The 24,414-nt window shown below is 65.7% G+C and carries 19 protein-coding genes; 2 read left to right on the top strand and 17 right to left on the bottom strand.

Annotated features, from left to right (window positions below):
• Positions 1 to 4: 4 nt before the first annotated feature.
• The gene (locus M529_RS45850; protein WP_040601301.1) at positions 5 to 1,975 is read right to left on the bottom strand and encodes a tetratricopeptide repeat-containing sulfotransferase family protein; all 1,971 of its coding nucleotides are present in this window, start codon (positions 1,973 to 1,975) and stop codon (positions 5 to 7) included.
• Positions 1,976 to 2,434: 459 nt separating this feature from the next.
• On the opposite strand from M529_RS45850, the gene M529_RS45845 reads away from it, so the two are divergent.
• Positions 2,435 to 5,152, top strand: a complete 2,718-nt coding sequence (locus tag M529_RS45845) for a TonB-dependent receptor (RefSeq protein ID WP_040601300.1) — start codon at positions 2,435 to 2,437, stop codon at positions 5,150 to 5,152.
• Between the two features lie 181 nt (positions 5,153 to 5,333).
• Here the strand turns inward: M529_RS45845 and M529_RS45840 are convergent, their stop codons facing one another.
• From M529_RS45840 to M529_RS45765, 16 genes are all read right to left on the bottom strand, one after another.
• Complete coding sequence (locus M529_RS45840; RefSeq protein WP_236617748.1) at positions 5,334 to 5,843, bottom strand: cytochrome c family protein; 510 nt, start codon at positions 5,841 to 5,843, stop codon at positions 5,334 to 5,336.
• 30 nt (positions 5,844 to 5,873) lie between these two features.
• Complete coding sequence (locus M529_RS45835) at positions 5,874 to 6,419, bottom strand: methylamine dehydrogenase light chain (protein WP_021319966.1); 546 nt, start codon at positions 6,417 to 6,419, stop codon at positions 5,874 to 5,876.
• Positions 6,420 to 6,442: 23 nt separating this feature from the next.
• Positions 6,443 to 7,045 (bottom strand): thioredoxin domain-containing protein, encoded by a 603-nt coding sequence (locus M529_RS45830; RefSeq protein ID WP_021319965.1) that lies wholly within the window; start codon positions 7,043 to 7,045, stop codon positions 6,443 to 6,445.
• Entirely contained in the window at positions 7,042 to 7,575 is a 534-nt protein-coding gene (locus M529_RS45825; protein WP_021319964.1) for a MauE/DoxX family redox-associated membrane protein, read from the bottom strand. The genes M529_RS45830 and M529_RS45825 overlap by 4 nt, the downstream gene beginning before the upstream one ends.
• A gap of 2 nt (positions 7,576 to 7,577) precedes the next feature.
• Positions 7,578 to 8,741 carry an amine dehydrogenase large subunit gene (locus M529_RS45820; protein WP_031295686.1) on the bottom strand — a complete coding sequence of 388 codons (1,164 nt, stop codon included), beginning with the start codon at positions 8,739 to 8,741 and terminating at the stop codon, positions 7,578 to 7,580.
• Positions 8,742 to 8,866: 125 nt separating this feature from the next.
• Positions 8,867 to 9,520 (bottom strand): TetR/AcrR family transcriptional regulator, encoded by a 654-nt coding sequence (locus M529_RS45815; protein WP_021319962.1) that lies wholly within the window; start codon positions 9,518 to 9,520, stop codon positions 8,867 to 8,869.
• Positions 9,521 to 9,656: 136 nt separating this feature from the next.
• Positions 9,657 to 10,385 (bottom strand): subtilisin-like serine protease QhpE, encoded by a 729-nt coding sequence (gene qhpE, locus M529_RS45810; RefSeq protein WP_021319961.1) that lies wholly within the window; start codon positions 10,383 to 10,385, stop codon positions 9,657 to 9,659.
• Positions 10,375 to 12,078, bottom strand: a complete 1,704-nt coding sequence (locus M529_RS45805; protein ID WP_021319960.1) for an ABC transporter ATP-binding protein — start codon at positions 12,076 to 12,078, stop codon at positions 10,375 to 10,377. Before M529_RS45805 ends, qhpE begins: the two co-directional genes overlap by 11 nt.
• Positions 12,075 to 12,947 (bottom strand): hypothetical protein, encoded by an 873-nt coding sequence (locus M529_RS45800; RefSeq protein WP_021319959.1) that lies wholly within the window; start codon positions 12,945 to 12,947, stop codon positions 12,075 to 12,077. The genes M529_RS45805 and M529_RS45800 overlap by 4 nt, the downstream gene beginning before the upstream one ends.
• Before the next feature lie 149 nt (positions 12,948 to 13,096).
• Positions 13,097 to 14,185: a YncE family protein gene (locus M529_RS45795; RefSeq protein ID WP_031295681.1), complete on the bottom strand. Its 1,089-nt coding sequence runs from the start codon at positions 14,183 to 14,185 to the stop codon at positions 13,097 to 13,099.
• Positions 14,186 to 14,193: 8 nt separating this feature from the next.
• Positions 14,194 to 14,556, bottom strand: coding sequence for a quinohemoprotein amine dehydrogenase subunit gamma (gene qhpC / locus M529_RS45790; protein ID WP_021319957.1), 363 nt, complete (start codon positions 14,554 to 14,556; stop codon positions 14,194 to 14,196).
• Entirely contained in the window at positions 14,553 to 16,007 is a 1,455-nt protein-coding gene (peaB, locus tag M529_RS45785) for a quinohemoprotein amine dehydrogenase maturation protein (protein WP_021319956.1), read from the bottom strand. Before peaB ends, qhpC begins: the two co-directional genes overlap by 4 nt.
• On the bottom strand, positions 16,004 to 17,731 hold the full coding sequence (gene peaA, locus M529_RS45780) for a quinohemoprotein amine dehydrogenase subunit alpha (protein ID WP_021319955.1): 1,728 nt from the start codon (positions 17,729 to 17,731) through the stop codon (positions 16,004 to 16,006). Before peaA ends, peaB begins: the two co-directional genes overlap by 4 nt.
• Before the next feature lie 209 nt (positions 17,732 to 17,940).
• On the bottom strand, positions 17,941 to 20,130 hold the full coding sequence (locus M529_RS45775) for a xanthine dehydrogenase family protein molybdopterin-binding subunit (RefSeq protein ID WP_021319954.1): 2,190 nt from the start codon (positions 20,128 to 20,130) through the stop codon (positions 17,941 to 17,943).
• Positions 20,127 to 20,588, bottom strand: coding sequence for a (2Fe-2S)-binding protein (locus M529_RS45770; RefSeq protein ID WP_021319953.1), 462 nt, complete (start codon positions 20,586 to 20,588; stop codon positions 20,127 to 20,129). The genes M529_RS45775 and M529_RS45770 overlap by 4 nt, the downstream gene beginning before the upstream one ends.
• Before the next feature lie 62 nt (positions 20,589 to 20,650).
• Positions 20,651 to 21,109 (bottom strand): c-type cytochrome, encoded by a 459-nt coding sequence (locus M529_RS45765; protein ID WP_161626383.1) that lies wholly within the window; start codon positions 21,107 to 21,109, stop codon positions 20,651 to 20,653.
• A gap of 317 nt (positions 21,110 to 21,426) precedes the next feature.
• Between M529_RS45765 and M529_RS45760 the strand changes: the two genes are divergently transcribed.
• Entirely contained in the window at positions 21,427 to 24,375 is a 2,949-nt protein-coding gene (locus M529_RS45760; protein WP_021319951.1) for an LpqB family beta-propeller domain-containing protein, read from the top strand.
• Positions 24,376 to 24,414 lie beyond the last annotated feature (39 nt).

The raw sequence follows: 24,414 nt of genomic DNA, 5'->3' as shown, positions 1-24,414 counted from the left end.
GAGCCTAGCGTCCGTAGCCCGGCAGCACCGGTCCTAGCGCTTCGGCCAGCGGTCCAAGCCAGGGCTCGAACCGCTGCCAATGGTCGACCGCATCGGTGAAGATCGGCTGGCGGACCTGTTCCGAGCTGGCCGTGCGAACCGCCCGGTCATTGCGCCAGAAGGCGAGACAGCTTTCCTCGAAGGGCAAGCCGAGATGGTCGAGCAGCCGCCCGACCTCCCCTGGCGTGTCGGCAACCATGCGTTCGTAGAAGACGCGATGGACGCGCCCCGGCATGGCCGCATCGAACGCGGCCATCAGATCCACATAGGCGCAGTAGTAGCGGCCGATGTCGGTGAGATCGTAGGTAAAGGACTGGCCCCGAGCGAAATGCTGTTTCCATCCGGAAAAGCCGCACGCCATCGGATGCCGGCGCGCGTCGATGATCTTCGCCTGAGGCAGGATCAGGTGGATCAGGCCGACATGCTGCCAGTTATTGGGCAGCTTGTCGATGAAGAGCGGCTTTCCGCTCTGCCGGTGGATGCGGGTACGTTCGAGATATTCCTCGCCCAGCCGCGTGCGATCCGCTGGGGTAAGAGAGGCGATCATCGTGCGGAAATCGGGAAATTCGCCTTCGTCCACGCGGGATTGCAGGCGGCCGGCGATCGCCATCATATCCGGCAGTTCCATCGTCCCTTCGACCTGGCTGTGGCTGGACAGGATCTGCTCGACGAGGGTCGAGCCGGCGCGCGGCAGGCCGACGATGAAGATCGGGTCGGGCGCCGGGCAACCACCCTCCCCCTGCGCGGCGATGAACGGCGCGGTGAAGGTGGATGCCATGGCAGCCGTTTCCGCCGCGAAGTCGTCCGCGTCATGCGGCACCATGGCGCGGCGCAGCCGGTTGCCAAGGTCATAATGGCGAAAGGCAGCGGCGTCGTCCCCGGCGTCCTCATAAGCCTTGCCCAGCGAAAAATGGAGGTGGAGCACGTCCTCCTCCCGCTGCGGGTCCAGCGCGACAAGCGCCTGCTCCATCGCCGCTATGTCCTCTCCATCCAGCTTCACCGTCTTGAGGTTAGCAAGGCTCCACCAAGCTTCCCCCATGGTCGGCTGATAGTGCACCGCCCGGCGGTAGGCGTGCACGGCATCGGCCTGGCGGCCCAATGTCTTGAGGGCGTGGCCGAGGTTCTGCCAGACCTGCGGCTGATCGGCCTTCGCTTTCAGCAGCTGCTCGTAAATCGCCGCAGCCCCCTGCTGATCGCCGAGCCGAACCAGGACTGAGGCCTTGATGAGCGCATATCCCGGATGCCGTAGCGGGGATCCTGTCAGGCGCTCCGCATGGTCCAACGCCTCCGTCAGGCGATTGTTCTGGAGCAGCAGGCGGATCAGGAAATCCCGCGCCAGATCGAAACCCGGCGCCACGTACACGGCGCGCTCCACCCACTCGAGCGCTAGGGTCATGTCGCCGCGCCGCCAATGGATTTCTCCCATCAGCCGGATTGCAGGCGGATCGTCCGGCAGCCGTTGCAGGCGCGCGTTCAACAGTGCCTCGCCCTCGTCGAGCCGCCCTTCGTTCATCGCCACGGCCGCTTCCAGAAGATCGCGGTCGCGAGAAGAGGCATGGACGCCGGCGAGGTCGGCTCGCCATGCGTCTTGCGCGCGCCCCACCTTGCGCAGTTGCCGGCCGAGCAGGAACCAACCCTGGGCCACCGCCGGCTGCTGACGGGTAAGGCTTTCGAGCGCTGCAATCGCCTGCCGGGCGTCACCCGCTTCGCTCGCAGCCTGCGCAAGTTCCCAGAGCACGGCAGCAACGGTCCGGTGACCGCGTGCCAGAGCCGACAGGCGGGTGAGCGCTTCGGCGGGCCTGCCGAGGCGCCGAAGCGCCTGGCCTGCGAGCAGTTGTGCCTGCGGCGCCCCCGGAGCCCGCCGCAACACCGCTTCCGCCAGATCGAGAGCCTGCCCCGGTTCGGCGTCGAGACGCTGGATGCCAAGGGCCAGCATCCGGTCTGGCGGCAGGGAGGCAGGGAAAATTCCGGTCGCGCGCATGCCCGCATTCATGGCTCGATGATCCTTTCGGCATCCACCATGGCCCCTATTTCGCGACCGCGCAATGATCGCCTGCAAAGCGTGCTGCATGTGCGTTGACGGGACTTGACTCTTCGATTCGTTGCAGCATTATCAAACTTGGACAGTCGTCCTGAAAGGTCGATGTTCGAGGGGTAGTTGCGTAAAAATTAGGACGTCGCTCTTGGGCGGCAGGCTTCGGAGACGTGTATCGTTTCCGAGCGCAGGACAATCTTGTCTTAGCGCAGGCCGATCGAAGGTGCCGCTTTACGGCATGGTGCAGCGCGTCAAAAACACGCGGTAAAACCGCGGCGAGGTGAAGGGAGAGGGAGGGTCCGTTGTTCCGAGGGGGAGTCGACAATCATGAAAAGCAAGTCCCATCGCCGGTCGCACCTGATGAAGATATTGGGGGTGACCACTATCCTCGCGGGGCTCGCCTCTCCCGCGCTTGCCGGCGCCCAGACAGCTGATCCGGCCTCCGCGCCCGCCGAGGAGCAGGGGCTGGGCGAGATCATCGTGACGGCGACGCGCAGTGCGCAGAGCATCCAGAAGGTTCCGATCTCCATGCAGGCGCTGGGCGCCGAAGTGCTCGCGGAGCGCCAGGTCAAGGGACTGAGCGACTTCGCCACCCTGCTGCCTTCCGTTTCCTTCGAAGGCATCGGCCCCGGCCGTAACACCGCCTTTTTCCGTGGTATCGTGCCCGCTGGCGGTGCCTATGCGTCGGTCGGCTATTATCTGGATGACATCCCCATTACCGGGACCGAGGTGCCTGACATCCATGCCTATGATCTCGAGCGCATAGAGGCGCTGTCAGGCCCCCAAGGCACACTCTACGGCGCGGGTTCCCTGGCTGGCACCATACGTCTCATCACCAATAAGCCAAAGCTCGGCAAGTTCGAGTTCGGCTATGACGTGGAAGCCAACAAATATGGCGAGGGCGACTTCGGCGGCCAGATCGAATCCTACATCAACATTCCGCAGGGCGACACGCTGGCCCTGCGCGTCATGGGCTATTATCGGCGCGAGGGCGGCTATATCGACAATGTGCCCAACAATGGCCTGCTCAACAATGGGGCGCCGGCCGTCTACACCTTGGGCGACAACAACCCGAACACCAGCTTCGCGCTCGACAATAGTGACATCGCCAAGGACAACTATAACAATATCAAGGAATTTGGCGGTCGCATACAGGTGCTGTGGGAGCCGGTCGACGGCTGGCAGATCACGCCGCAATTCACCGGCCAGCGCCAGATATCCAACGGCTATTTCGGCTATGACCCCCGCGTCGGCGACCTGGAGGTTCACGATTATGACAAGACCCGCAACGACGACCGCTGGTTCCAGGCGGCCTTGTCGATCCATGGCCATATCGGTGACTTCGAGCTTGTCTCGGCGACCGGCTATTTCAAGCGCCGGACCAAGACGCTGAACGACTACACCTATTACACCGTGACCTATGACGGCTTCGGTCCCGGCTATGAAAGCTACCTGCAGTTCTTCGACAACTGCACTGGGTCGGGCGCGTCGCAGAAATGCTCGCTGATCGATCCGACGCAGTTCTATCATGCCGACTGGCACCGCAACAAATTTACCCAGGAACTGCGGCTGACCACGCCGAAGGACTGGCCGTTCGACCTCACGATCGGCGGCTTCTACCAGCGGCAGAAGAACGAGAGCAACACCTACTACGCCATTCGCGGGCTGGACCAGATCACGGGCTACACCCAGACGGGCGGCGGCGACGTGCCGGGCGGGCTCATCGGCGTGCCCGCCATGTATGCAGTTACCTATGACGAGGACGGCAACCCCATCTTCGACACGAGCGATGTCATCAACCCGAACGGCAATCCGCTCGGCACGATGGTCTATGGCAGCCCTGCGGTGAAGCAGGACGGCTTCTACATCACTGAGCAGAACCAGCTCTATCATGACAAGGCGGTCTTCGCCGAAGGCCATTACAACATCACGCCTACGCTGAAGGTCACGGGCGGCATCCGCTATTTCTGGACCGACTATGCGGTGAAGGGCTTTGCCGGCGTATCCGCCTCTGCGGCCAATACCGTCACTTCCTATTATGTGCCGACGGGCGAAATGGGATGTCCGACGCCATTGCCTGCCGCGCGGCTCCAGTGCCTCAACACCAATTTCCGGGCGGAAGACCAGACCGGCCGCTACAAGGAAGACGGCGAGACGCACAAGGTTGCGCTCGACTGGCAGATTACGCCCGACAAGATGGTGTACGCCAACTACTCCACCGGCTTCCGTCCCGGTGGCTTCAACCGCCCGCTGCGCATCCGCAATTTCGGCGCGGTGGACGTCGCACCGTTCAAATCGGAAACGCTGACCAACTACGAAATCGGCTTCAAGACGACGTGGAGCGGCATCTTCCGCCTGAACGCCGCCGCCTATTGGGAGAAGTGGGATAATATCCAGTATGGCGTCGTCGTGTCGGGCGCGCAGGGCGCGGGCATGACCGGCAATGCGGGCAAGGCTGAGGTCAAGGGCGTGGAATATGACGCCGACTTGAAGCTGGGCAAGTTCACGATTTCCAGCTCGGGCGCCTATAATGATGCGGCGCTGAGCGGCAATTTCTGCAACTTCGCTCTGGACCGCACGACATCGGCCATCTCGCAGCTGCCGAGCTGCACACTCGGCGAATATGTGCCCGAATCGAGTCCGCCGACACCGCAGGTCGCCGCAGCAGACGGCATCCGCCTGCCGCGCCAACCGAGATTCAAGGGCACGACATCGATCCGGTTCGATACGCAACTGGGAGAGCTTTCCACCTATCTCCAGGCAGCCGCGCTGTATCAGACCGGCGCGACGCAGGATCTGAACGTCGCTGACAACAACCTGCTCGTCTGTCCCGAAGTAGCGGAGGAAAAGACCGACGCCGGCATCTCCTGCTCCACCAAGGGCTTTGTGAGTTTCGACTTTTCGGGCGGTATCAAGAAGGACGGCTGGAGCCTCACCCTCTTCATCCAGAACGCCTTCGACAAGCGCGGTCAGTTGACCACCAACACCTTCTGCTCGATCACCTTCTGCTCGGGCTCCTCGCGCACCTTTACTATCCGTCCCCAATTCTTCGGCATCCGTTTCGGCCAGAAATTCTGATCCTGAAGCCTATGAAAGCGCCGCCGCCGGACCATCGATCCGGCGGCAGCCATTTTGAAGAGGGTAGCAAGGTATCGAGATTTCGTTCTCTCTATCGCCGCCTTCATGGTGCCGGAGAGAGCAGCAAGCCTGTCGGCGCCTGAGCAAAGGCAGGGTGATGGCCCATCACCCTGCCCTTCCTTTATCCCTTCTGTCCCGGATAAAGCAGGCGCAGCGAGGCGGGGGCACCACATTGGCGGATCGCGCTTTCGACATGGCGCGCCCGCTCTGCCTTGAGTGAGATGGAAGAAAGGGCGTGCTGACGCTCCCTCGCGATCTCATCGGCGGTGAAGGGATCGGCCTCTGCCGGCGCGCTGTCTCCTCCCAGGCCGAAGACCACATAGTTCATGAGATCCGCGAGCTGCTGGTTATCCTTGATGCGGCTATGCGCGACATTGGGGAGCCGGATCAGATAGGCGCGCGCCTCCCGCGTGCACATGAACCAGCCGACCCTGTCTCGCAATTCCGGAAGCTGAGCGGGGGCCGCGCTGCCATCAACGCCGTGGCAACCGCCGCAATTCTCGACATAATCCGATCGGGCCAGCTGCGGATCAGTGATGGCGGCGGGCAGAGCGCGGACGGCCTGTCCCATCTCTCCACTGTGCGCTTGCCAGACACCAGCGACGCCCAACGCGAAGAGTCCAACGAGCACCGACCGCCTCATGACCGAGGCCCCCGCCGATCAGCTCGCCGCACCCACCAGCACGGCGGTCGAGCAATGATATTCCATGCTGCTGGTGCCGAAGCACCAGATCACGTCATTGTTCAGCTGGGGCATGTAAAGCTGGGTCTCGCGATCGGTATTGTCGCAATTGCACTGGCCGCAGGCCGGCTTGCCGCAACAGTCGCGATAGGCAATCAGATAGGCCTTGCCGTCGTCGGGATTGATGCAGGTGCCGACCCAGGAGACGGGCGAAGGCTCCGCACCGGCCGGGCAGCTATGGATGCCTCCGCCGCAGCATGTGCACAGCGCGCCATCGATCGCGCAATAGCGCCAATAGTCACATTTGGTGTCGTCCTTCGACTGCGCGCTGCGAGCAAAGGCGGTCTTGGCCTCAGGCGAGCGATCGGGCTTGGCGGCATCCGCACGGCTGACCGGCAGCAGCGGGAAAGCGGGCGCGGCGACCAGCGCCGTGCCGATCCGCGCCAGTATGCCCCGGCGCGACGTACCGCCCGCAAAGCGGCGCAGCAGCCTTTCTCCCATGGCGTCGGCGTCGAATTTCCTCATGATGCCCCCCTTCTCTCGCCCGATCAGGCCGCCCGTACCTTGAGCCCGGCGATATAGTCCTGCACTGATTTGACGCCCATTTCATGCGCCACGACCAGACTTTCCAGATGCTCGCGGCTGTTGACCAGCCCCTTCGACAATATGGTGCCGTCGGCATCGAGCAGCACCGCATAGGGCAGCTTGCTAACGGCATAGGCCTGGCCGACCTCCGGACCGTTGACGAAGGCATGGTCTTCAAGCCCCTGCTGCGCGATCAAAGCGCGCTGGGCGGCTACATCGTCGTCACCGACGAAGGTGAGCGCGGTACGTTCGTCACGGGCGAAGGACTTGGCAGCCGGGATGAGATTCTTACAGAGCGGGCACTGCGCCGACACGAAGAGCAGCAGCCGCAACGGAATGTTTGGAGCGGGACCGCCGATGGTGACGGAGGCACCCTCCACGGTTCGCGTGGTGATGGCAGCGGGGCGGTCGCCCACGGCGGGACCGCCGGCAGTGGTCAGCGCCCCTGCCGGCGCCACCCGCATGTGCAGCACGCCCAGTTGACGGGCCAGAGCCAGCACGGCCACGCCCAGCGTGAAGGTCACGATCCAGGACAGAATCTGCGAGACGATCAGGGCCGTCATCATAGGGCAGTCACTTTCGATAGGCCGGCGCCCTGCATGGCGCTGATGGCATGAACAAGCAGCCAGACAAGGAAAAGGCCGATTCCCCCCGCGATGGCTGCGACCGCCTCGGCCAGGCCGGGCGCCGGAAGAGGCAGAAGGCCGGGGGCGAGCAGTGTAGCAAGCAGCAGATTGCGCGCCACCAGTCCCCAACTGAGCGGCTGGCGAAGCTGAGGCCGCCCGCAACCACAATCAATATGCCGCCGCCCGCGCATGATGTTCACGGCCATAGCCCACGCGAAAAGCAGCAGCAGCAGGATCGCCACCATCAAAGCGGGAGCCATGCCCGCCAGCAAGGCGGCGCCCGTAGCCAACTCCGCCACGGGCAGAAGCGCTGCCACCGGGGCAACCAGCAGACCGGGAAGCAGGCGGTAGTTCGCGACGACGCCCGGCAGCAGCGAACGATGACGCAGCTTCGCGACACCTGCCGCCAGGAAGATCAGCCCGGTGCAGACCGAAACAGCCAGCGACAGCAGGGCCAGAACGGGCGCCATCGTCAGGAAGCACCCGCTACCGTGATCGTGCCCGCACCCGCCTGTTCGATCTTGTGCTTCTGCTCCCAGTTCGCGGTGTCGATCACCACCGCAGTTCCTTCCTCCCCATTGAGGAAGAGCAAAGGCTTGGCGGACTGGGACACCTCGATGTTGTTCATCGGTTCTTCCAGCACATGGCGCTTCACCACCTTCTGCGCGCCAAGGTCGATTTCCCAGACTTCCGAACCCGATGCCTTGTGCGACCAATATTCGCCCATGTGCATCAGGACGAACAAATGACCAGACGGCCGGTGCAAAGCCATGGGCTGGCGCCCGCCCGGATACCAGTTGAGTTCAAGCGGCTTGGTTTCCCCGGGTCGGATGCCGGCCGCCGCCTGGATCGAGAAAGGCTTCGAGACAGTCGGGCTCGGCCCCATTGTCGCGGTATAGATGAGCCCGGTATAGCTCAGGAAAATCGTCTGGTTCTTCGCCTTGTCATAGGTGAAGTTGTCGAAGATGGGATCGTCGGTCGCGGAAAAGAACGGGTCGCCATGGGTGATCGCCGACTTTGTGCCGTTGACCGCTACGGTGGCGATCGTGCCGTCCGAGCAGAGCGCGGAAAAGCCGACGCCAGGATTGGGCATAAGGCTGGCGCAGCCGGGCAGTTCGATCTCCGCCACGAACTTGCGGCGGGAGAGGTCAACGACATTCACCAGCGACGTAGGATTGAAGTTATAGATATAGGCGAACTTTCCGTCGCCGCTGACGATGAAATTGTTCTTGCGCGACCCGATGAGGATGCGGCCCGGGATGGCGATCTCCGCCTGCAACTTCAGGTCAACAGTGTCATAGATCGACACCATGTCCTGGCGCGTGCCGCGGTCACCCTTCGACCATATGGTTTCGGACACATAGTAATATTTTCCCGAGGGATCCATCGCGAAATCGGCCAGGCGACGGGTTTCCACCATGCCCTTCATCTTGCCTGTGCCGCCGTCGAAGATGCTGGTCCCCGGCATGTTCCAACCGCCATCGACGAAGAACCAGTCCGGTTTTGGTGGCTCCATCTTGACCACGTCCGAGGTTTCCGGTTCTGGCGCGGATTGTGCCCAAAGGGTGGTGCCGGTGACCAGCAGCGCACAGCCCACCCCGGCCGCGGCAATCCTTCTGACGGCGGTTCTCGTCATGACGCGTAGTCCCCCTTCGTGCATCCGGGGAACGACTCATCTTCGCTCGGCCCCAAGCACTTGAGGAAGGTTGGACATACGTCCAGGATCGGTCAAGCGGACTTGCTGCGCCTGCGAAGAAATTTTTAGACCGGTTCCAGCACCAGACCAGCAATATCGCGGGATGTCACTGTCTTCGCGAGTTCCACCAGCGACTTGGCGGCCAACGCGGTGAAGGCCGGCATCTTGTTCGCCCAGGGTTTGTCGAAGCCCAGGAAGGGCGTCGATCCTTCCATCGAAGCGCTGATGAACAGGGCGACGGTGTGCACGTCATCGGGCGTCAGCGCCGAATTGAGTTGCGCCACATAGCCACCGATCGCATCATGAACCTTCCGGTAGAAAGTGCGCACCCGGTCCGCGACGAAGTCATTATGATTGGCGAGGGCCCATAGCTCCGTGAAAAGACGGGTCGTGCGCTTCGTGCCGATGTCGTCGAGGCAGAGAATGATGAGGAGCCGCAGCCTCTCCTCGGCATTGAGGCCCGGCTTGCGCACCACCTCCTCGATCAGCTTGTCATAGGACTCGACAAGCTCGTCCAGCAGCACCTGGATCAGCATTTCCTTGCGCGGGAAATGATAGCTGACGTTGCCGACCTTCATGTCGCAGCGGGCCGCGATGCGACGGATGGTGAACGCGTCGGCGCCTTCATCGATCAACACGGCCATGGCCGCCTTCAGGATGGTGTCGACGGTTTCGGAGCCGCGGGCATAAATGCCGGGACGGGATGGTGCTGCGATCATGTACGGCTCGGCTTGGGGGGGTGCCATACCTAGCAGCCCCCTCCCCCAGAGACCAGCTTTTCCGCATCATGATCCTCCAATCTTCCTTGAAATTGCAGATGGAAAGACAATCGCACCCGTTCAGACACAAACGACGTCAAGGAGACAATCCGCCACGCCATCCGATCGGCTGCACTGCAGCGGCGACGACGGCGCGGCGATCAAGCGCCTCAGCGGATTGCAGCAAGGCGAAGAGCGACCCGGACAGTTGATCCGATCGCAACCGGGCCGCGATGCCGGTCATATTGGCGACGGCGAAGCTGACGCCGTGGAGGTTGCGGTGCTGCGGCACGCCGGGGATCGGGCGGGGATGGCCGGAGGCGTGGAAGACGCCCTGCTCCACCCGCCAGCCGTCGCGGGGGCAGTCCCAGTCGAGCGAGACGCCGAGCACGCCGGAAAGACTGCCCGGATAGCAGGCCGTGCCGTCCGCTTCCCGCGCCGCGACCAACAGGACGCCCGCAGCCTTCCCCCTTTCGACCGCGGCTTCGAAGGCAGGGGCGTGGGCTGCATTGGTGGTGCCGAGGCTGAGGTTGACCAGATTGACCTGCGCCTCGATCGCCCAGTCGATGGCCGTCACTAATGCCCGGGCGCTCGTCCGCAGCGAATCCCGGAAGACGCGGATCGGGATGCAGAGCGCGCGGGGCGCCTGGTCCTGGATCGCGGCGGTCACGGCCGTCCCGTGGCCCAGTCTGTCACGCGTGTCCCCTTCCGCCACCGTTCCGTCGGCGGCGATGGTGACGCCGGGGAGCAGGCGGTCCTGGTCGATATGGGGATGGTCGGGATGGACGCCGCTGTCGATGACGGCGACGCGGACGCTATGCGGCACGGGCGGCCTGCCGGGTCATGCGCGCGCGGCCTTCCTCCAGCGTGACAACGCTGTCTGCGAGACGGGCGAGCGCGGGCTTGTGGGTGATGACGATGATGGTCGCGTGGGGCAGTGCGGCGCGCAGGCGCCCGGCGACCAGTTGCTCGGTATCGCCATCGAGGGCCGATGTGGGCTCGTCGAGGATGAGGACCGAGGGGCTGCGGAGCAGGGCGCGGGCCAGCACGACGCGCTGGCGCTCCCCGGCCGAGAGGGCGAGGCCGCGCTCGCCGGTGCGGGTGGCGAGACCGTGGGGCAGGCGCGCGATAAAGCCGTCCAGCCCGGCCGCATGGGCGGCGGCCTCGATCGCGGCGGGGGACACATCCTCCATGGCGAAGGCGATATTGGCGGCGATGCTGTCGTTGAACAGGAAGGGCGCCTGGTCGACCAGGATCACTTCGCGCCGCAGGTCGTCCAGGCGGCAGTCGCGGATGTCGACGCCGCCGATCAGGATGCGGCCGGCATCGGGATCGAGATAGCGGACCATCAGGTCAGCCAGGGTCGACTTGCCGGCGCCGCTGGGGCCGAGGATGGCGCAGAGGCTGCCGGACGCGATCTCCAGGTCGATTTCCCGCAGCACGGCTTCCCGGTCGTAGCGCATCGAGACCTTTTCGAAGCGGATCGGGGCGTCCGCGCGGGCGAGCGGCAGGGCGCCCAGGCGTTCCTCCACTTCCGGTCGCGTGTCGAACAGTTCGAAGATGCGGCCGAGCGAGACGCGGGCGGAGGCGAGGCCCGAGGTCAGCCCCATCAGCGTCTGGATCGGCGAGAGCAGCCGCATGTGATAGGTCATGAAGGCGACCAGCGTGCCGATGCTCATCCCGCCCTCTATGATCCGCCAGCCGCCATAGAGGATCACCGCGGACGTCGCCGCCGTCATCAGCGTGCCGGGTAGCGCGCCGGTCATGAAGGAGGCCAGCTGCATGCGGAGCATCGCGCCGACGAAGGCGTCGTTCCGCGCCTTGAACCGGCGCACCTCATGCTCGCCGGCGCGGAGAGAGGCGACGACGCGCATCCCCATGACCGTGTCGACCAGCAGGCTGCCGAGGTCGGCGCTCCGTTCCCGCATTTCGCGGGTCAACGCGGTCAGCCGGCGCTGATAATGCGCAAAGGTCGCGAGGCTGGCAGGGACGAGGACGACGCTGACCAGGAACATCCGCCAGTCCAGCCACAGCATCATCGCGACGCAGCCGACGAAGAACAGCAGGTTGCTGACCACCGAAAGCAGCGTGTCGGAGGCGATGCGCTGCACGTCGCTGACGTCGCTGTTCATGCGGGAGACGAGATCGCCCAGGCGGAAGCTGCCATAGAAGCGGGGCGAGAGCGACTGGAGGTGGCGGAGCAGCGCCGCGCGGATGTCGTAGAGCATCGCGGCCGACACGGCGACATAGCGGTAGCTGGCGAGAATGTTGACGCCAAAGCCCGCGACCGTCACGCCGATCATGATCGCGGCGATCCGCACCAGTGCGCCCATGTCGCGGCGAAGCAGCGCCTCGTCGATCATCAGCTTGGAAAGATAGGGCTGCGCCAGGCCGAGCGCGGTCGACAGCAGGCTGATGAGCAGCACGAGCAGGAGCGCGCCGCGATAGGGCCGCAGGAAAGGCGCGAGGCGGCGATAGGTGCCCCAGTCGGCGACGGGTGGGGACTGGGGATCGGTCATGCCGCCGCCTGCCTGGGCACGAGGCGGAAGCCGTCGAGCAGGAATTGCGGCTCCGGCAGCTTCGCCAGTTGGGCAGTGCACCAGCCATGCCCTTCCACCAGGGCCGCATGCTGGGCACGCCACCAGTCGCCCTGCCCGCCGCTGCCGTAGAAATGCGCGCAGAGCTGGAGATGGCGGCGCATCGCAGCAATCAGCATGGAACGATAGTGGGTGAGCAGCGGTGCGGCGTCGGCGCCTTCGGCGATCGCCGACAGGACCGCGGAGGCGAGGATGGCCTCGCGCACGGACTGGGCGGTACCGTCACCGCAGATCGGATCGAAGCCGATCGCCGCCGTCCCGCAGGCGAGCCAGCCTTCGCCGCAGAGCGGGGCGTGGATGCGCGGCGCCGTGATGAAGGGCTGAGATGCCGATGCGGTCATGTCGATGACCGGCGCGATCAGGGCGCTGTCGGCCAGCAGAGCGTCGAGCGGCGCGCCGATGCCCATCAGCCAGCCCTCTCCCTCACCGGCCGGGACGAGGAACAGCCAGCCGGCAGGCACGGCCTCCACCCGGCACTCCTGCGCGCAGGCGGGACTGCGCACCGTAACCCGCGCCGCCACGGCTCCGCGATCGCCGAAGAGGCGAAGGCTCCCCTCGGGAAGAGGCGGTGCGGCGAAGATCGTGAAGTCGGCCTCCCCCGCCATTGCCATGGCAAGCGGCGCCAACGCGGACTGGAGATCGTCCTCCGTCAGCAGCACGGCATCATGCGGGACCACGACCGGACGGCCACCCCAGGCCACCAGCCGCCGACGGACGCGAGGTCGGTCGGCGAACAGGTCGGGACGACCGAAGATGTCCCGCAACAGGGCGAGCGCGGCCTCGCTCAACATGATGCTGGGGACCGGCGGACGGAGAGCGCCTTCGCTTGCGACCCGAAGCCCCGCCCTGGTCAGCAGATGCGCACAGGCGCTGGCGGCGACTCCGCTTCCCCGTATGGCGACGCTGGCCGCCGGAGAGAGGTCAGGACCGCCAGCGCACCTCACTGCACCGCGACCATGCCCGCGCCGGTGCTGTCATTGCCCAGATCCCATGTGGTTTCATGTTTGAGGGTCCGGGCGTCATATACTTCGATGTCGTAGCTGGCGCCGTAGATGTAGAGCTTGCGCCCATCCAGCGACATGCCGAGGCGGAAGCGCGAGCGGCAGGGAAATTCCGCCTTGTCCAGCACGGCATTGGTCGTGAGGTCAAAGCGCCAGAATTCGCAACGCTTGTTGCCCAGCGTGCCGTTGGTGACGACGGTATAGGCTTCCTTTCCGTCGGGCGTGACCTGAAGCCCCGCCATGGCGGCGGGCGCCGGGCCGATCGGCGTGAAATCGAAGCGGCGGCTGTTGAGGTCGAAGCGGGCGACGCCGAACGTCTTGCTGTGGATGTAGGGATCCGACGCGTTGAACAGCGACACATATTGGCCAGGCGTCCGCACCGCATCGAGCGTGCCGCCGAAGCCGACATTTTCGAGCCCCGTTCCCTCCGGCCTGGAAAGGTCGATGCGGTCGACGGCCTTCAGCGTGGCGGTGTCGACGATGATCACCTTGTCGCCGAAAACGTAGAGGAACTTGCCGTCGCCCGAGACCTTGTAGCCCGCGCGATAGCCTCCGCCTGCCTTTTCGTCCTCCTTGTCGATCTCCGCGGTCCGGACGATTTTCCGGAGCTTCAGGTCGATCACGGAATAGAGCGGCTTGCTGATTTCGTAGCGGTCGATCTTCTTGTCGATCTTCGTGACGACGGTGTAGAAAAAGCGGCCGGTCGGGTCCGGCGCGCCGCCCCAGAAACGATAGCGGGTCGTGGCGTCGTTGAGGCTGAACTTGTTGACGATCTTATGCGTGGCGGTGTCCAGCACCTCGATCCCGCTGGTGGTGATGGTAGTGACGTAGATGCGCTTGCCGTCGTCCGACAGCTGCATGCTGGTGGGCAGGCCGGTGGCGAGCTTGATCTGCTCGGTGACCGCGCCCTTCCCCTCGTCGAAGACCAGCAGGCTGTCGGGGTAGGACCCCATGAACAGCGTCGCGGCCGGTGCCGGAAGGGCAGCGAGCGCGCAGACGGCGGCGAGCGCGGCGCGGAGCCGATGCACGGCGCGCCTCACGGGAACACCAGGTCGAGGTTGCGCCAGTCCTTCGTGGCGGTGGCGCAGTTGCTGGCCCAGTCGGGTGAATAGTTCACATGATCGGGCACCTGCACCGGCCAGAAGCAGGTGACGTAGCAGTCGTAGATGTCGCGCTCGACCGGCTGGCACAGGCCCGCCGTGCCGCCGCCGGCATCAACCTCCCACCCCGGGGAGAAGGACAGCGAGCAGCCCATCGGCACATGCGGGCGCGGCTGCTGCTGCAGCGCGACCACATCCTCCTCCAGGTCGGAGGCGGGTGCGGCGGCCGCCTCCTCCATCTGCGTCACGGCCTCTTCGATCCGCTTCGCCTTTTTGTTGATGGGACGAAGATGCTTCATGACAGCCCCTTTCGTTCGGCAAAGCGTTCCAGGAAGGCCGGATTGCGCACCGCCAGCACCCCGTAGATGCGAAGGCAGGTGTCGGTCCACTGGCGGATCCAGTCGCAATAATGGAGGTTGGCGTGGCCGGTGTCGCCGTAGCGGACGAAGGCTTCATGATGGCAGCCCCCGGCGCAGAGCGGGCGCGCCCAGCAGCTCTGGCATTCATATTTCGCGCCGACATGCCCCTTGCCGAGGAACGCGCCCTGCTTTTCCCGGTCTATGCCGCTCGACACATGGCCCATGACGTGGGTGTCGGCGTCGGTGAAGCGGTGGCAGGGCGACAGGTCGCCCGACGGGCTGACGCCCATGAGGCCGAGCCCCGCGCCGCAGGGATGCGACTTGTTGACGCCCGCAATCAGCTCGCTGATCGTTTCGCTGACATTGGTGAAGCCATGGACTTCGCCGCGCAGGGCATATTCCAGCCATTCCTCCGCCAGCTGGTTGAACTGGGCGAGCACGCCGTCCATGCCGTCCGCGTCGATCGAATAGGCGCGGGTCTCCCCGGTCGTCACCGGCGCGAAGCCGACCTCATGGAAGCCGAGATCGTCCTTCAGATGCCGGAAGATGCGGATGACGTCGCTATTGCCCTCCGTCAGGGTGACGCGGGCGGTGATGGCGCGGGTGCGGTGATGGGCGATCAGGGTGCGAAGCCGCGGCTCGATGACGGCATAGCTGCCCTTGCCGTTCTTGAAGACGCGATGCCGGTCCTGCATGTCGGGCGGCCCGTCCATGCTGACCGTCACGCCGATGCGGTTGTCGGAGAGGAAGGTCACGATCTCCGGCGTCAGCAGGGTCGCGTTGGTGGTGAGGCTATAGGTGATCGCCTTGCCGGCCGCGGCCGTCGCTGCATTGGCGTAATCCACCACGTCGCGCAGCAGGCGGAAGTTCATCAGCGTTTCGCCGCCGAAGAAGGTGATGTGCACCGCCTGGCGCCCGACGGCTTCGGCGATCAGCAGGTCGACCGAAGCCTTGGCCGTGTCCAGGGCCATATATTTCGGCTTGCCCGCCGGGGTGGCGATCTTGTCGGCGCCGAATTCGTAGCAATAGGTGCAGGCGAGGTTGCACTGGTTGGTGACGTTGAGGACGAGCGCCTGGAGCGGGAAGTCGGCCGGGGGCGCTTCGGGTGCGGGCGCCAGCGCATCGCCATGGCCGAGATGGATCAGCCGGGCGCGACGCAGCTCGACGATGATCTCCTCGGCATCCTCGGCGGTGCGGCCATCCTCGATCAGCCCCTTGAGCAGCGCGGCGTGGGTGAGCGCGCTGCCGTCCAGCCGGTCGAGCACGGCGCGCACATCCTCGTCGATCTCGAAGATCGCGCCGGCGCTCACAAGGTAGAGGAAGTCGCTGCCCGCGGCTTCGAAGCCGTGATATTCGCCGCGGCGATAGGCGGGCGCCTGCATCACGGTCATTGCGATACCTCCGGCTGGTCCCAGCGCTGATAGGCGGGCACGGTGACGACGAGATAGGAACGTCCGCTGAGCGGCCGGCCGAAGCGGTCCTTCTCGTTCTTCGCGGTGGCGACGATCCAGACCTCGCCATAATTGTTGCGGCCGAAGCGGCGTTCCGGGTTGGGGCCTTCCAGCCCCGGCGTGAAGAAGGCCGTGGGGCTGAGCGCGCCGACATATTTGACGTCGTCGTCATAATAGACCGACATGAATTCCTGCATCGACCAGGTCGCGTCGACCGGGCCGGCGGCGACGTCGTCGGCGGTGTTGGGCTTGCCGTCGGGGCCGTTGTCGAACCCGATCGCCTCGAACTGCTGATAGCCCTTCGGGAAGCGCGTGCCGCCGAGCCGGGAGATGGAGGTTTCCGGCGTCACCTTGAGATAGTCGACCTTGCGGAAGACCGGGAAGGCCTGTTCCAGCACCGCGCCGGCGATGCCGATGTCGCGCTGGCCGGACGCGGCGCCGGGAGCCACGTCCACGGTCAGCACCGCTTGGGAGGGATTGGCCGACACCACCTTCGTCACCGTGACGCCGGCGCCGAGATCGACGGCGGCAGGCGTCAGCGTGGCGGGCAGATTGTGGCCGAAGATGGTGACCTGAACGCCCTTCGACCCTGCCTTCAGCGACGCGGGGGTCATGGCGAGCACGGCCGGGGCGGCGGTGGCGCGCACCAGCTTCACGTCATAGCCGAATTCCTGGTAGTCGCCCCAGAACCAGCGGCCCTGCGCGCTCTGCTGGTCGGGCGCGAACCACATCGCCTCCCGCGCCGGGCTGCCGAGATCGTCTGGCTTGGCGGGCGCCGCGCCGCCCTTCGACGTGCCGCGCCAGCTGTATCCGGCATAGACGAGGCCGGTGCCGCTGCGGGTCACGGGTGCCCCGCCGGCGATCGGCTGGAGCGTGACGCGGGTGCCGAACTCGTCGGCGGCGGCGCCCGGCGTGACCGTCATTGTGCCGACATAGCGGCCCTGCCCCGGCACCGAGGCCGTCACCAGCCAGTCGCCCGCCAGCCGCGGGGCACGCTGACGCGCGCTCCAGGCCGACCATTCGGGCGTGTGGAGCGGCGCGGTCTTCTGGATATATTCGAGGCCGATCTCGCCGCGCGTCCGCTTTGGCGCATTCGGACCGGTGGGCTGGCCCGCATCCTCGTCGGCCGAGCGGCGATATTGCGCGTCGGCCTGCGAATAGAGGGCGATGTGCATGTTCTGGAGCTGCTTCCATTCCACCTTCGACCGGCGCCAGGACAGCGGCTGGCCGAAGGCATGGCAGGAGGCGCAGGCGCCGCGCACCGAATCGTTGGGGATGCTGGTTTCATCCACGATCCGCTTCTCGGGGATGTACATGACCGGCTTCGCTTCCTCCGGCGCGAGGCCATGCGAGGCGGAAAGCGACTTAATGACAGCGCGCGATTCTTCCGGCGTGATGGCGAGGCCATTGAGCCGGACCATCCGCTTGATCGCCTGTGCCCAGCCCTCCGGCGTGGTGCGTATCCAGGATATGCGCGACAGATTGCCCTTGGCGTCGGGGGCATGGCAGGAGCCGCATTTCTCCTTCACCAGAGCGTCGGCGACGGGAATGCCCTCCTCGCTTTCCTTGGTGGGCCCATCACCGGGCGGCGCGTCGACCTGCGCGAAGACGACCGAGGCAGAAAACAGAGCGAGCAACCCGAACCGTGCGACCGCTACCTTCACACCGACCCCCCTTCTTCGCCGACATGTCGATCCCGAAGCCTTGTGGGCAGCCTCTCCCGTTGCGCACGACGAACGGCGCGCTCCAGTCCGCCATGGAAAACTGGACGGATTTCAAGATTTTTTCCTGGCGCGAAGGGGGTCGCGCCAGGCGCGCCGAAACGGCCCGGGAAGCGTTGTCCCGGTGCAACCGCAGGCGTCGCGAGAAAGCGTCAGGCGGTGAACATTTCCGGCACGATCGGAAGGGTACGGATCCGCTTGCCGGTCGCCGCGTGGAGCGCATTCACCAGCGCGGGAATGACCGGCGGCAGCGCAGGCTCGCCCATTCCCGTCGGCGGATAGTCGGTCTTCACGAACTCGACATGGATCGCGGGCGTGTCCGGAATCCGCTGGAGCGGATGGGTGTCGAAATTCGCCTGCTCCACCGCGCCCGCGACCTGGGTGATCTTCTGCCCGGCGAGCGCTTGGCCAAGCCCCTCGATCACCGAGCCCTGTGCCTGGTGGAGAGCGTTGATGGGATTGATGATCTGGCTGCCCACATCGCCCGCGACCCAGACGGTCTTCACCTGCGGCATGCCGTCGGCCAGCGCGACCTCCACCACTTCGGCGAAATAGCCCATATGGCTGTAATAGAAGGCGAAACCCTTGCCCTGCCCCTTGGGCAACGCCTTGCGGCCTTGCCAGTTGGCCATGGCACAGACCTTCTCGATCACGCCCTTCGCCCGCGCCGTGACGAAAGGCGGCGCGTTGTTCCCACGCGGCAATTCATGCGGCGTGGCGAACAGTTCCAGCATCAGGGTCGGCAGATCCTTCCCCGCCGCCTCGGCCACCTCATCCAGGAAAGCCTGGGTGACGAAGGCGATCGCGTTGGAGCCCGGGGCGCGAAGCCAGCCGGTCGGCATGTTGGTTTCGAGCAGGCTCTGTTCGAGGAGGATGTTTGGGATCAGCCCGGCGGGCAATTCCGTCGCCGACAGTTCGGCCGAACGTACGGGCTTCCCGTCGCGGCCGAAGGTGATGAAATGGTCGTGGAAGGCTGTGAGCGCGCCGTCCTTGCCGATCGCGGCGCGGAAGCCGTGCCAGGCGGCCGGACGGTAGAAGTCGCGCCGGATGTCGTCCTGCCGCGTGAAGAGCAGCTTGACCGGCGTACCGGGCACCTGCGCCGCGATGGCGGCGACCTGCACCATATAGTCGTTCATCAGCCGCCGGCCGAAGCCGCCGCCGATCCGCATCAGGTTGATCCGGATCTTCTCCGGCGGCAGGTTCAGGGCCTTGGCGACCAGGGCGCGGCCGTTCTCCGGATTTTGCGAGGGTGCCCAGATTTCGATCGCGCCGTCCTTGAACAGCGCGGTGCAGTTCTGCGGCTCCAGCGTCGCATGGGCGATGAAGGGATAGCTATAGTCCGCCTTCACGACCTTGGCGGCGCCGGCGAAGGCGGCGTCGACGTCGCCGGTACGGACGATGTCTGCATCGGCCTTGCCGCCGCGCCGGGTGGCCGCCTGCCGATCATAGCCATCGGTCGAAAAACCACGCACGGCGCTGTCGTCCCATTCGGCCTTCAGCGCCTCGCGCGCCTTGTTCGCCGACCACCAGCTTTCCGAGAGGATAGCGACGCCGTCATAGAGCGATTCGGCCTGTCCGTCGCCCTTGAGCGTCAGCACATGGCGCACCCCCGGCTGGGCGCGCACCTCATCCAGATTGGCGGACTTCAGCGTGCCGCCAAAGGCGGGGCAGGTTTCCAGCACGGCATAGAGCATGCCGGGCAGCTTGAAATCGATGCTGTAAAGCGGCTTGCCAGCCACGATGGCGGGCGTGTCGACGCCGCCGATCGAGCGGCCGATGATGCGGAAAGCGGCCGGGTCCTTGAGCGTCAGGGTCGCCGGATCGGGCGCCGGAAGTTTGGCGGCCGCCTGCGCCAGTGCCGCGTAGGTGATCGATCGACCGGAAGCCGGATCGGTGACCTTGCCCGCGCCGGTCTTGAGGGTTTCGGCCGGCACCTTCCATTGGGCGGCGGCGGCGGCGACCAGCATCGCGCGCGCGGCGGCGCCCGCGCGACGGGTCGGCACCCATTCGCGCGGGGTCGTGCGGCTGCCGCCTGCCGTCTGGCCGCCGAACACCGCCTGATCGGCGTGGGTCTGCTCGATCGTCACCTGCGACCAGTCGACGTCCAGCTCCTCGGCGATGAGCATCGGAAGCATCGTCTTGGCGCCCTGCCCGACCTCCGCATTCTTCGCGCCGATGATCACGCGATTGTCGGGCAGGATGCGGATGAAGGCGGTGAGGATCACCGGCGGCGCGTCCGCGGCCTGCGCCAGCGGGACGTTGAGGTCGAAGAGCAGGCCGCCGCCCGCCAGCAGCGATGCGCTGATGAACCGGCGGCGCGACAGCAGGGCCTGGTCGCTCATGCGACCACTCCCGCCGCGGCCTTGATCGCGGAGCGGATGCGGACATAAGTCGAGCAGCGGCAGAGATTGCCCGCCATGGCGGCGTCGATGTCCGCATCGGTCGGCTTGGGGGTCTGGTTGAGCAAAGCGAGCGCGCTCATGATCTGGCCGGCCTGGCAATAGCCGCACTGGGGCACGTCCTGCGCCACCCAGGCGGCGGCGATGCGCTGGCCCGCCGGGCTGGCCGCCGCGCCTTCGATCGTGGTGATCGCGCTGCCGGCGACCTCCCCTATGGCGGTCTGGCAGGCGCGTGCCGGGGCGCCATCGACATGGACGGTGCAGGCGCCGCAGAGCCCGGCGCCGCAGCCGAACTTCGTGCCGACCATGTCCAGATCCTCGCGCAGAACCCAGAGCAGCGGCTTCGCCGGATCGGTATCGACCGACCGCTTCCTGCCGTTCACCGTCAGCTCGACCGCCATATGCCCTCCCTGTTCCGTCGATTCCTATAGGAGCCAGAAACCGCCCCGGCTGTCCAGTGCGATCACTTGATGACGCCAGCCTTCATCAGCCGCGCGCGTTCCTCGCCTACCTTGGCCGGGGTCCATTTCGGACCGCCGCGCGCCGCCGCAACCTCGGCCGCGGTGAAGGCCTTGCCCTTGCCATGCGACAGATAGGTGAGGACGCCGGCGATATCCTCGTCCGGGAGCCGCGCGAAGGACGCCATCACGCCGCTGATCGGCTTGCCATCGACCGTGATCCTGCCCGATTGGCCGTTGAGCAGAACCGCCAGCAGCCATTTGCGGCCTTCGGGGCTCTTGCCGATCTCCTCCACCCGGCCGCCCAGGCGTGGGAACAGCCCCGGCACGCCCTTGCCCGCGGCCTGGTGGCACATCTGGCAATTGGTGGCATAGGCCTTGGGAACGGCCTGCGCTCCGGCGGCTGACGGGACGACAGCACCCAGCATCATGGCGGCTGCCACGCCCCACAGTCTGATACCCACGCCTGTTCCGTTCTTTTCCATGCCCGAAACTCCCCACATTACGCCATCGACCCGGCTGACGATCCTGCCATTCCAGGCCAGGCGGCGTCCAGTCCCGCTCCGATATCGCTCAGCCGCTGACGACGGACAAGGTCGGCATATCCTCCACAGCGCGTGCGGGTCCATCATTCCCGCCATGGTCGCCGTCGGGACGAATGTCGCGGGAGGACGGCGGATTTCCGGCCGCCTTTCGTCAAGAGCAACGTGCCGGCCATTGGCGGGCGAAGGGTCCGCCCGGGAGGCGGACGATCCGGAATGACAAAAGGGGGCTTCCTATCGTGACATCCTCGCTCAAGACCCTCAGCCTTGCCCTGCTGCTCGGCACTGCAGCGCCGCTGTACGCCCAGCCGGCCAATTTTCCTCCGCCGGGCGGGGCGACCCCCGTCGCCTTCGACGTGCATGAGGGCACCTCCATGGCGGTGTCGGCGTCACCCGACGGCAAATGGCTGGCGGTCGATCTCCAGGGCACGCTCTGGATCATTCCGGCCAAGGGCGGGAAAGCCAAGCGGATCACCGACTATTTCAACGACGCGCGCCAGCCGGTCTGGGCGCCGGATGGATCGCGCCTCGCCTATTTCGCCTATCGCGACGGCGGCTACGACCTCTGGACGATCAAGCCCGACGGCAGCGACATGAAGAAGCTGACCGAAGGCCCCTATGACGACCGCGAGCCGGTCTTCTCGCCCGACGGCAAGACCATCGCCTTCTCCTCCGACCGCAGCGGCAATTACGACATCTGGACGCTGGATGTCGCGACCGGGGCGATGAAGCAGATCAGCAGCAACCCGCGCGAGGACAGGCTGCCGAGCTGGTCGCCGGACGGCGCCCGGATCGCCTATTCGGGCACGGAGGGCAGCAAGACGGCGCTCTATGTCACCGCCCTCGCCGGCGGGCAGGAAAGCGTGCTGAAGCAGGTGGAGGGCAAGATCGACGCGCCCTCCTTCGGGCCGGGCGGCGAGCTGGCCTATGTGGTGCAGGACGCCAAGGGCAGCCGGCTGGAGATCGACGGCAAGGCGGTGAGCGGGACGGAGAATGTCTTTCCCTTCCGCATCTCCTGGGGCCAGGGCGGCTATTATTATGTTTCCGACGGCAAGATTCGACGCCGCACCGGCAGCCGCGTCGCCACGGTCGATTTCGCCGCCACGCTGGAGGCGACGCATCCGAGTTACACCCGCGCCAAGCGCGACTGGGATTCGACCGAGCCGCGCAAGGTGCTGGGCATCACCCATCCGCGCATCTCGCCCGACGGCGGCCGTATCGCGTTCGTCGCGCTGGGCGACCTGTATGTGATGTCCTCCAAGGGCGGCACGCCCGAGAACCTGACAAAAGACGCCGCGCTCGACGCCGATCCCGCCTGGTCGCCGGACGGGCAGAGCATCGTCTTCAGTTCCGACCGGGTCGGCGGCCTGCCGCAACTGTGGATCAGAGACCTCAAGACCGGCAAGGACCGGCAGCTGACCAGCATGAACACCCAGCCGCTGGGCGCCGCCTGGTCGCCGGACGGCACGCGCGTCGCCTTCATCGACGTCGACGGCCGCTGGGGCGTGGCGGGCGTGTGCGTGGTCGACGTCGCCACCGGCAAGGTCACGCGCCTTCAGGGATCGCTGGGCCAGCCGGGAAGCCCGAGCTGGTCGGCCGACAGCAAATATGTCGCGATCAGCCTGTCCTACAAATTCTCCAACAGCTTCCGCGAGGGAACCAACCAGGTCTACGTGATCCCGGCGGACGGCAAGGGCGAGCCCTTCTGGCAAATCCCCGAAGCCAATATGTCGCTCGACACGCGCAGCGGCAGCGGGCCTGCCTGGTCCCCGGACGGCAACAAGATGGCGGGCATCTACGAGGGGCTGCTGAAGATCTGGACGGTCGGGGCCGACGGCAAGCCGCTGGGGCCGCCGCGCAGCTATACGTCCGACACGGCCTTCTTCCCGACCTGGACGGCGGATTCGGGCACGATCCTGTTCCAGTCGAACGAGAAGCTGAAGAAGATCGACATCGAGACCGGGGTGGTTTCCGAGGTGCCGGTCGACCTGACCTACCGGCTCGCCAAGCCGACGGGCCGCACGGTCATCCATGTCAGCAACCTGGTCAATTCGGTCAGCGACGTGACGCAGCACGACAAGGACATCATCATCGACGGCAACCGGATCACGGAAATCCGCGCCCACGACCCGGCGCTGCACAGCGCGGGCAAGTTCGTGGACGGCACCGGGCTGACGGCGATCCCGGGGCTCATCGAATATCATTCCCATATCCAGAAGGATTTCGGGTCGAACCTGGAAAAGGCGTGGCTGGCCTATGGCATTACCACGGTGCGCGACCCGGGCACGCAGGTCTATGATGCAGTCGAGGACCGCGAGGCGGCCGAGGCGGGCATCCGGATCAGCCCCCGCCTCTATACCGGCGGGCCGCTGCTGGAATGGCAGCGGGTCTATTACAAGATGGGCATCGCGGTTTCGAGCCCGGCGCATCTGGAGCGGGAGCTGACGCGGGCCAGGGCGCTCAAATATGACATCGTGAAAAGCTATGTCCGCATGCCCGACATCTACCAGCGGCGCATCGTGGAAGCGGCGCACGACATGGGCATTCCGGTCTCCGGCCATGAAATCTATCCGGCTGCCTATACCGGCGTCGACGGGACCGAGCATATGGGCGCGACCAGCCGCCGCGGCTATTCACCCAAGCAGGCGCCGATGGGCATGGCCTATGAGGATGTGATCCAGCTGTTCGGCCGGAGCGGCCGCACGCTGACCCCCACGCTGTTTGGCTCGCTGGACGGCTATCTGGCGAAGCATCCCGGCTATGAGAAGGACCCGCGCGTTAAACTGTATCCCAGCTGGGCACAGGAGACGGTGACGGGGAACGACCCGATGGCGGCGCTGATCCGGCCGATGATGGCCGGCAGCCTCACCAGCCTGAAGAAGATGTATGACGCCGGCACGCTGGTCGTGGCCGGGACCGACACGATGATCGCCACCAACCTCCACGCGGAGATCGCGGCCTATGTCGACGCGGGGCTGACGCCGTTCCAGGCGCTGCAGACGGCGACCGTCAATTCGGCGAAGGCGCTCAATCTGGACGCGGGAACGCTGGAAGCCGGCAAGCTGGCCGACATCGTGCTGCTGGAGGGCGATCCGCGGGAGGACATCGCCAATACCTTCAAGGTTCGCACCGTGATCGCCAATGGCGAGCGCCACGACGTGACGGACCTGCTGAAGGGTGTGAACTGAAGCCAGCAGCGCCCCTCCCGCTTGCGGGAGGGGCCGGGG

Origin of the sequence: Sphingobium ummariense RL-3 (assembly GCF_000447205.1) — a bacterium.
GTDB lineage: Bacteria > Pseudomonadota > Alphaproteobacteria > Sphingomonadales > Sphingomonadaceae > Sphingobium > Sphingobium ummariense.
This window is presented reverse-complemented; position numbering and strand designations above follow the sequence as displayed.

What these genes read in the sequence shown, in the direction of transcription:
- M529_RS45850 (WP_040601301.1), bottom strand. Translation starts at nt 1,975, where the DNA reads ATGCTGGCCCTTGGCATCCAGCGTCTCGACGCCGAACCGGGGCAGGCT.
- M529_RS45845 (WP_040601300.1), top strand. Translation starts at nt 2,435, where the DNA reads ATGAAGATATTGGGGGTGACCACTATCCTCGCGGGGCTCGCCTCTCCC.
- M529_RS45835 (WP_021319966.1), bottom strand. Translation starts at nt 6,419, where the DNA reads ATGAGGAAATTCGACGCCGACGCCATGGGAGAAAGGCTGCTGCGCCGC.
- M529_RS45830 (WP_021319965.1), bottom strand. Translation starts at nt 7,045, where the DNA reads ATGATGACGGCCCTGATCGTCTCGCAGATTCTGTCCTGGATCGTGACC.
- M529_RS45825 (WP_021319964.1), bottom strand. Translation starts at nt 7,575, where the DNA reads ATGGCGCCCGTTCTGGCCCTGCTGTCGCTGGCTGTTTCGGTCTGCACC.
- M529_RS45820 (WP_031295686.1), bottom strand. Translation starts at nt 8,741, where the DNA reads ATGACGAGAACCGCCGTCAGAAGGATTGCCGCGGCCGGGGTGGGCTGT.
- M529_RS45815 (WP_021319962.1), bottom strand. Translation starts at nt 9,520, where the DNA reads ATGATCGCAGCACCATCCCGTCCCGGCATTTATGCCCGCGGCTCCGAA.
- M529_RS45805 (WP_021319960.1), bottom strand. Translation starts at nt 12,078, where the DNA reads ATGACCGATCCCCAGTCCCCACCCGTCGCCGACTGGGGCACCTATCGC.
- M529_RS45800 (WP_021319959.1), bottom strand. Translation starts at nt 12,947, where the DNA reads ATGTTGAGCGAGGCCGCGCTCGCCCTGTTGCGGGACATCTTCGGTCGT.
- qhpC (WP_021319957.1), bottom strand. Translation starts at nt 14,556, where the DNA reads ATGAAGCATCTTCGTCCCATCAACAAAAAGGCGAAGCGGATCGAAGAG.
- peaB (WP_021319956.1), bottom strand. Translation starts at nt 16,007, where the DNA reads ATGACCGTGATGCAGGCGCCCGCCTATCGCCGCGGCGAATATCACGGC.
- M529_RS45775 (WP_021319954.1), bottom strand. Translation starts at nt 20,130, where the DNA reads ATGAGCGACCAGGCCCTGCTGTCGCGCCGCCGGTTCATCAGCGCATCG.
- M529_RS45770 (WP_021319953.1), bottom strand. Translation starts at nt 20,588, where the DNA reads ATGGCGGTCGAGCTGACGGTGAACGGCAGGAAGCGGTCGGTCGATACC.